Annotated in this window: 6 protein-coding genes; 2 read left to right on the top strand and 4 right to left on the bottom strand. The window is 66.7% G+C overall.

Going from position 1 to position 8,431, the window contains the following annotated elements:
• The 4 genes from Q0U08_RS14630 to Q0U08_RS14615 all read right to left on the bottom strand — a co-directional run.
• The coding region (locus Q0U08_RS14630) for a type 1 glutamine amidotransferase (RefSeq protein WP_298092188.1) at nucleotides 1-617 on the bottom strand (617 nt) is incomplete at its 3' end.
• A gap of 79 nt (nucleotides 618-696) precedes the next feature.
• The gene (locus Q0U08_RS14625) at nucleotides 697-2,493 is read right to left on the bottom strand and encodes an acyl-CoA dehydrogenase C-terminal domain-containing protein (protein WP_298092187.1); all 1,797 of its coding nucleotides are present in this window, start codon (nucleotides 2,491-2,493) and stop codon (nucleotides 697-699) included.
• A 17-nt stretch (nucleotides 2,494-2,510) separates the two neighbouring features.
• Complete coding sequence (locus tag Q0U08_RS14620) at nucleotides 2,511-4,838, bottom strand: 3-hydroxyacyl-CoA dehydrogenase/enoyl-CoA hydratase family protein (RefSeq protein WP_298092186.1); 2,328 nt, start codon at nucleotides 4,836-4,838, stop codon at nucleotides 2,511-2,513.
• Nucleotides 4,839-5,975, bottom strand: coding sequence for a thiolase family protein (locus Q0U08_RS14615; protein ID WP_298092185.1), 1,137 nt, complete (start codon nucleotides 5,973-5,975; stop codon nucleotides 4,839-4,841).
• Between the two features lie 221 nt (nucleotides 5,976-6,196).
• On the opposite strand from Q0U08_RS14615, the gene Q0U08_RS14610 reads away from it, so the two are divergent.
• Together Q0U08_RS14610 and Q0U08_RS14605 are read left to right on the top strand one after the other, a co-directional pair.
• Nucleotides 6,197-7,810, top strand: coding sequence for a long-chain fatty acid--CoA ligase (locus tag Q0U08_RS14610; protein WP_298092189.1), 1,614 nt, complete (start codon nucleotides 6,197-6,199; stop codon nucleotides 7,808-7,810).
• A 5-nt stretch (nucleotides 7,811-7,815) separates the two neighbouring features.
• Nucleotides 7,816-8,229, top strand: a complete 414-nt coding sequence (locus tag Q0U08_RS14605) for a MerR family DNA-binding transcriptional regulator (RefSeq protein ID WP_298092184.1) — start codon at nucleotides 7,816-7,818, stop codon at nucleotides 8,227-8,229.
• Nucleotides 8,230-8,431: the final 202 nt, after the last annotated feature.

The following is an 8,431-nucleotide window of genomic DNA, read 5'->3' as shown; positions in this document are numbered from 1 at the left end:
GCGATTGCGCCGGGGGCGAGTTCGGGATGATATTGCACGCCCCAGAACACGCCGCGATCATGCCGGATCTCGGCCGCCTGCACGCGGGTGACGCCATTGCCGGCGAGCAGCACCGCACCCTCGGGCAGCTCTTCCACTTCGTCGGTATGGATGGCGGCGGCGTCCCAGGCACCGGGCCGGCCGGCAAGCAGCGGATGCTCCCGCCCCGCCTCGGTGGCGGTGATGCCGCGTGCGACCGCGGCCTCGATCCGGCCGGTCATGGCGCGCACCTTGCCGCCCGCCGCGAACACCGCCAGTTGCAGCCCCGCACACGACCCGAAGGAGCGCACGCCGCTGGCGAACACCGCGCGCATGAAGGCGACCTGACGGCGGACCTCCGGCTTGTTGTCATAAACGTGGAGCGGCGACCCGGTGACGAATACCGCGTCAAAGGCGGCAATGTCATCGCTCCCCATATGCGGCGCATCGGCATCGGCGGGCGCAATGCGCGTCACCTTCGCCCCCGGCACCATGCCGGTCAGCGTGGCGGCATAGGTTTCGCCCGAACTTTTGCCCGCTCGCTGCCGCCGCGCCTCACGCTCGTCCGCGGTTTCGCTTTCCAGTACCAGAAACTTCACACGTTGCTCCCGTCATCGTCGCGACGGGGGCCAAACGCGTGACGATGCGTTCGGCCCCGCGCTTGAGCGGGTGCCGCGATCAGAAGGCGTCGACCGGCAGCGCCATGGTCGACCGCTTGCCCGACTTGATCACCAGGAAGCCGGTCGTCGCCTGGGGCAGAATGCGATCGAAGAAGAAGCCGGCGGTGGCCAGCTTCGCGCGGTAGAAGGCGGCATCGTCATGCCCTTCGTCCAGCCGCGCCTGCGCGATCAATGCCGCCTTCAGGAAGGTGTAGCCGATGCCGACGAGCCCCAGCATGCGCAGATAATCGGTCGCCGCGGCACCCGCTTCCTCGGGGTCCTTCATCCCCTTTTGCGCGATCATGCCGGTGGTGAGCTGGAGCGCGCCAAAGCTCTGGTGGAGCGCCGCCGTCCATCCCGCGATCGCCTTGTCGCCGTGGCCGGTGGTGTCCTCGCACAGCGCCGAGACGGCATGGAAGAAGGGCCGCAGCGCACGGCCCATATGCGCCGGCATCTTGCGCCCGACCAGGTCGAGCGCCTGGACGCCGTTGGTGCCTTCGTAGATCTGGGCGATGCGGGCGTCACGGACGAACTGCTCCACGCCGTGTTCGCGGATATAGCCGTGGCCGCCATGCACCTGCACGCCCAGGTTCGCGGCATCGAACGCCAGATCGGTGAACAGCGCCTTCACCACCGGCGTCATCAGCGCCACGAAGTCGCCGGCGCGCTGCTTCACCGCCGGATCGGCGCTGTGCTTCTCGGCATCCAGCGCCCGCGAGGTCCATTGGCCAAGCGCGCGACACCCTTCGGCATAGACGCGCATGGTCATCAGCATCCGGCGCACGTCCGGATGCACGATGATCGGATCGGCGGGCAGGTCCGGCCGCTGCGCACCCGCCAGCGAGCGCCCCTGCAGGCGTTCCTTGGCATAGGCGACCGCAGACTGATACGCGATCTCGTTGATGCCAAGGCCCTGTATGCCGACCGAAACGCGCTCGGTGTTCATCATCGTGAACATCGCGGCGAGGCCCCTGTTCGCCTCGCCCACCAGCCAGCCGGTGGAGCGATCGAATTCGATCTGGCAGGTGGCGGATGCCTTCAGGCCCATCTTGTGCTCAATGCCGGCTACCGACACGCCGTTGCCTGTGCCGACCGAGCCATCGTCGTTCGGCAGATATTTGGGCACCAGGAACAGGCTGATGCCCTTCACGCCCGCAGGGGCATCGGGCAGGCGCGCAAGGACCAGATGGATGATGTTGTCGGTCAGGTCATGATCGCCGGACGAGATGAAGATCTTACCGCCGGTGATCGCGAAGCTGCCATCCTCGCGCGGCTCCGCCCGGGTGCGCAGCAGGCCCAGATCCGTACCGCAATGCGCTTCGGTCAGGCACATCGTGCCCGCCCATTCGCCGCTGACCATCTTTGGCAGATAGGCCCGCTTCAGATCCTCCGAGCCATGTCCCTCGATCGCCGTCGTCGCGCCATGGGTCAGGCCGGGATACAGGCTGAACGACAGGTTGGTCGCGCAGATCATCTCCTCGACCAGCTTGTTCACCGTCTCCGGCAGGCCCTGCCCGCCATATTCGGGCGGCGAGGCGAGCGCGGCCCATCCGCCGTCGCGGAAGGTGGCATAGGCGTCCGCAAAGCCGTTGGGCGTGCGGACGACGCCGTTCTCCAGCCGGCACCCCTCGATATCGCCGCTGGCGTTCAGGGGCAGCAGCACCTCCTGCGCCATGCGTGCCGCTTCCTCGAGGACGGCATCGTACAGGTCGGGGGAAAATTCCTCGAACGCCGGCAGGTCGCCGAAACCGTCATCGGCGAACAGTTCGTGAAGGACGAAGCGCATGTCGCGCAACGGAGCCTGATAGACTTGCATGGGTTTTCGTATCCCGATCAGTTGCGGAGCGGCTTGCCGGTTTCGAGCATGTGCTCGACCCTGGCCTGCGTCCGCGCATCCTTGACGCTCGCCATGAATTGCTGGCGCTCCAGCTTCAGAAGCTGGTCCTCGGTCACCGTGTCGATCAGATCGGCCTCGCCGCCGGTCAGCACCTCGGCGATCCGGCCGGCCACGACCTGATCATACGGCGTCGCGACGCCCTTCTTCACGAAATCGCGCACGACACCGGCGATCCCGGCACGGCCGCTCTCGCCCGCCAGGCGGAAGGTCGGCTTCTCCGGCGGCGCATAGCCTTCGACAAGGCTCAGCGCCTTGTCCTTGGCATCGGCGAGCAGGCGGTCGCGGTTCATGGTGATGCCGTCGCCCGGGCGCAGGATCATCATCTCGCGTGCTTCGGCCGCCGATTTGGCGACTTTGGCGGTGGAGATCATCTCGAACGCCTTGGCGGTGGCGGGCATCGGCCCCTTCGGGAAACCGGGCGTCTTCTGGAACCGGTCGAGCATCTCGCCATGCCCGCCCCAGCCGGGGACCAGCCCAACGCCGGCCTCGACCAGCCCGGTATAGGTCTCGGCATGCGCCTGGATCGCATCGGCATGGAGCAGGATCTCGCATCCGCCGCCCAGCGCCAGTCCGGCGGGCGCCGCGACCACCGGGAACGGCGCATATTTCAGCGCCTTGAATGCCGCCTGTCCGCCCGCGATCAGCTTGTCCACCTCGCTCCACGCCGCGATGTTCACCGCGAACATGGCGAGGCCCAGATTGGCACCGGCCGAGAAGTTCGACCCCTCGTTATAGATGACCAGCGCCTTGTAGCCGCCTTTCACCAGCGGGATCGCCTTCTGGATGAGCTGGATCACCTGCTCGTCAAAGGCATTCATCTTTGACGTGAATTCCAGGCAGACGACGCCGTCGCCCACGTCCCACAAGGCCGCCGATCCGTTCCGGGCGAGCGGTTCGGCGCGCAGCTTGATATCCTCGAGCAGCAGCACGCCCTCGCCCCGCTGGACATAGGCATAGTCGCCGTCCAGCGTCAGATATTGGCGCCTGCCATTCTCCACCCGGTAGAAGGGTCGGTCGCCCGCCCGCTCCAGGATCGCCGGCACCGCCTGCCCCTCGGCACGCAGCCGCTCGGCCAGCTTGCCCGGCCCCAGCCGGTCGATCAGCTCGAACGGCCCGAACTTCCAATTATAGCCGAGCTTCATGGCGTCATCGATCGCGACAATGTCTTCGGCGACTTCGCCCGCCAGCCCCGCCGCATAGGCGAGCACCGGTCCCAGCACCGCCCAGGCATAGGTGCCGGTCCTGCCCGGCGCTGCGACCAGCGCGGCCAGATCCTTCTCGGCCTTGCCCGGCAACCGCTCCGGCTTCTTCTCCGGTCGATATTCGCCGGTGGCGAGATCGATCGCCAGCTTCTGCCGGCTGCCATCCGGCCGCTTGTCGAGGCGGTAGAAGCCACCCTTGCCCTTGCGGCCGGTAAAGCCTTCCGCGATCATCCGGTCGATCAGCGGCATCGGCCGCACCGTGTCGAAATAGGCGTCGCCTTCCGGCAGCGTCGCCGACAGGCTTTTCGACAGCAGCGGCATCAGGTCGATGCCCACCAGATCGACCAGCCCGAAGATACCGGTCTTCGGCACGCCCATCGGACGCCCACCGATCTGGTCCGCCTCCTCGACGGTCAGGCCCTGGTCCATCGCCGCGTTGATCGCCACCGCCAGCCAATAGGTGCCGATCCGGTTGGCGATAAAGCCCGGCGTGTCCTTCGCCCGCACGATGCGCTTGCCCATCATCCGGTCGACGAAGGCCTCGACCCGCGCGGCGACGCCCGCATCGGTGCTCGGGCTGGTCACGATCTCGATCAACCGCATGTAGCGCGGCGGATTGAAGAAGTGCGTGATGAGGAAGTCGCGCTTGAACTGGTCGGAGCGGCCTTCCGTCAGGTTCGCGAGCGGAATGGTGGACGTGTTGGACGACACCGCGGTGCCCGGCCGCTTGGCTTCCTCCAGCCGGGCATAGAGCGCCTGCTTGATATCCAGCCGCTCGACCACCGCCTCGACGATCCAGTCGCATTCGGCGACCTTGCCAAGATGATCCTCGATATTGCCGGTTTCGACCAGCTTGGCCGCCGCCTTCGACATGAAGGGCGCAGGATCGGTCTTCAGCATCCGCGCGACCGCGCCCTTGGCCACCGCATCACGGTCGGTCCCATCCTTGGGGACGATATCGAGCAGCAGTACGGGCACGCCGGCATTGGCCACCTGTGCGGCGATGCCGGCGCCCATCACGCCGGCACCGATCACGCAGACTTTCTTGATCGCGTCCGTCATTTATGCACGCTCCAGCACGGTCGCGATGCCCTGCCCGCCGCCGATGCACTGGGTGGCGAGCGCATAGGTGCCGCCCTCGCGCTCCAAAAGCGCCGCCGCCTTGCCGACGATGCGCGCGCCCGTCGCGCCCAGCGGATGGCCGATCGCGATCGCGCCGCCGTCCAGATTGATCGTCTCGTCCTTCAGTCCCAGGTCGCGGATGCAGGCGATCGCCTGGCTGGCGAACGCCTCGTTGATCTCGACGATGTCCAGATCGCCGGACTTGATGCCCGCACGCTCCAGCGCCTTCTCCGACGCGCCGATCGGACCAAGCCCCATCGTCTCGGGCGCGCAACCCGAAATGCCCACCGACTTGATCCGCGCCAGGATTTTCAAGCCATGGCGCCGGGCGAAGTCTTCCGAGGTGACCAGCACTGCCGACGCACCATCGGTCAGCGGCGACGCCGTGCCCGCGGTCACCGTGCCGTCCTGGCTGAAGGCGGGCTTCAGACCGGCAAGCACCTCTTCGGTGGTGTCGGGGCGGATGATGCCGTCCTCGCTCACCACGCCGCTTTTGGTCTGGATCGGCACGATCTCATCTGCCAAGCGGCCGGCGTCGCGCGCGGACGCTGCCTTCTTCTGGCTCTTGACCGCAAAGCTTTCCTGCTCGGCGCGAGTGATCTGGTATTTGGTCGCAACGTTCTCGGCGGTTTCGCCCATGCCCATATAGGCGCCCGCGCTCTTGGCCGCGAGTTGCGGGTTGGGCAGCGGGTTGTAGCCGCCCATCGGCACCCGGCTCATCGATTCGATGCCGGCGCAGATGAACGCCTCGCCCGCGCCGATCTGGATCTGGCCCATCGCGATGTGGATCGAACTCATCGACGACCCGCAGAAGCGGTTCACCGTCATGCCGCCGACCGACAGCGGCAGGTCCGCCAGCAGCCCGATCATGCGCGCGACGTTCAGTCCCTGCTCGCCCTCCGGAAAGGCGCAGCCCAGGATGATGTCCTCAATCGCCGCCGCATCGACACCCGTCCGCTCGATCAGGCCGCGGATCGTCTGTGCGGCAAGGTCATCCGGCCGAACCCGCGCCAGCGCGCCCTTGCCGGCCAGATGGAAGGGGGAGCGGGCGTAACCGGCGATCACGACGTTGGTCATGAGATCCTCTCGTTGAAAGGCCCTTGCGGGCTCACGTTAAGGTGCGATAGCTAACCTATACGTCAATGCTATACGGGATGGCGCAACCGGCTACAACCGGTGCCGCCGGAAAAAACGAAAAGGAGAGGCGCCAGATGGAAGTGAACGACACGCGCGAACCGGCTGCGAACGGAGCCGCGACTGGGGCTGCGCTGGTCTTCGAGCCGCGGTTGCTGACCGAGATGTTCGATGCGACGGTGGCGGCGCATGGCGGGCGGCCGGCCATCGACTTCATGGGTGGCATCACCCGCTATGGCGAGCTGGGCGAGCAGGTGGCCCGCGCCGCCGCCGGCTTGCAGGCGCTGGGCGTGACGCGCGGCACGCGCGTCGCACTGTGCCTGCCCAACATGCCCGCCTACCCCATCCTGTTCTTCGCGGTGCTGAAGGCGGGCGCCGTGGTGGTGAACGTCAACCCGCTCTATGTCGAACGCGAGATATGTCATCTGCTGCAGGACTCTGGCGCTCAGATCATCGCCACCTGCGACCTGCCGGAAATCCATGCGCGCGTAACCAGGGTCGCGGAGCAACTGGGCCTCCGCCGCGTCATCACCTGCCCGATCGCGGACGGCCTGCCCGCGGTGAAGCGGATCGCCTACCGCCTGGTCAAGCGTGCGGACATCGCGGCCGTGCCAACCGGGCCTTTGCACCTCACCCTGCGCACGCTGATGCGCGGCGGTGCCCGCCCCGCCCCGGTCTCCGTCGCGCCCGGCGACGTGGCGGTGTTGCAATATACCGGCGGCACCACCGGTCTGCCCAAGGCGGCGATGCTCAGCCATGCCAATCTGGTGTCGAACGCCGATGCGATGGTGCTGCATGTCGGCGACCAGGGCGCAGAGCAGCAGCGCGTACTGGGCGTGTTGCCGATGTTCCACGTCTTTGCGCTGACCACGGTGCTCAGCTACTCGGTGCGGGTGGGCGCGGAGATGATCCTGCTGCCCCGCTTCGAGCTGGAACAGTTGCTCAAGACGATCGCGCGGACGCGGCCCACGTCCTTCCCGGCGGTCCCGACCATCTACAACGCGATCGCCAAGGTCGCGGAGACCCGCACCGTCGACCTGTCGCAGATCAATGCCTGCATCTCGGGCGGCGCGCCGCTCCCCGCCGAGGTGCGCATCGCCTTTGAAAAGAACACCGGCGCGACGCTGGTCGAGGGATATGGCCTGTCGGAAGCGTCACCGATCATCACCTGCAACCCGATCGGCGGGCTGAACAAGGCGGGCTCGGCCGGTCCCCCCTTCCCCGGCACCGTGATCGAGATCCGCGACCGGAGCGGCACCGACCGCGTGCTGCCGCCGGGCGAAGTCGGCGAAATCTGCGCACGCGGGCCGCAGGTCATGCAGGGCTATTGGCACAAGTCGGAAGACACCGCCGCCGTGTTCGTCGACGGCGCGCTGCGCACCGGTGACGTCGGCTATCTGGACGAGGACGGCTATCTGTTCATCGTCGACCGGATCAAGGACGTCATCATCTGCGGCGGCTACAACGTCTATCCCCGGATGATCGAGGAAGCGCTGTACGAGCATCCCGCGGTAGCCGAGGCGGTGGTGATCGGCGTGCCCGACGACTATCGCGGCCAGGCGCCCAAGGCCTTTGTCACGCTGCGCCCCGACCATCCCGCGACGCCGGCCGAGCTGCGCGCCTTTCTGGTCGACAAGATCAGCAAGATCGAGCTTCCCCGCGAAGTCGAAATCCGCGAAACGTTGCCCAAGACGCTGATCGGCAAGCTTTCCAAAAAGGAACTGGTCGAGGAGGAAATGGCCCGGCTGGCAGCGACGGCGCCGGCGGTGACGGAGTAGAGACGGTGACGGCAGACGACGCGCAGGAGTTGCGCGGGATACAGGAGGTGGCCGCCAGCCTGGGGGTCACCGCACGCACGCTGCGCTTCTACGAGGATCGCGGGCTGATCGAGCCGCGCCGGGTCGGCACCGCGCGCGTCTATACCCGGCGTGAAACCGGGCGCATGCAGTTGATCCTGCGCGGCAAGCGCCTCGGCTTTTCGCTGCGCGAGATCGAGGAGTTCCTCGACCTCTACGATGCCGATCCCCAGCATGTCGAACAGATGCGCGCGCTGGCCGAACGGTGTCGCGAGCGCATCGAGGAGCTGAACCAGCAGAAGATCGCCATCGTCCAGACACTGGCCGAGTTGGAGACGATCGAGCGTGAAGCCATGGAACGGGTCAACTCGGCCATGGCCGCAACACCGACAGTTCCGTAATATATTTATCTAAATCAATGCGTTAGAGCACCCTACCGCGTTCTTGCCACGGCGTGGCGATCGTTGTGGGGGCGCAACAAACCCTGGCGGTCCTGCAACGTTCAGCCGGCGCTATTCACGCTGGGAGGACCACCCATGTATTATCACGACAAGCGGCTTCAGTATCCGGTGACCGTCGACAAGCCCGATCCGGCTTTCGCGC

The sequence above is a fragment of the uncultured Sphingomonas sp. genome (assembly GCF_946477935.1).
Classification (GTDB): Bacteria; Pseudomonadota; Alphaproteobacteria; order Sphingomonadales; family Sphingomonadaceae; genus Sphingomonas.
The sequence above is the reverse complement of the archived record's forward strand: the minus strand, read 5'-3'. Positions and strand labels throughout refer to the sequence as shown.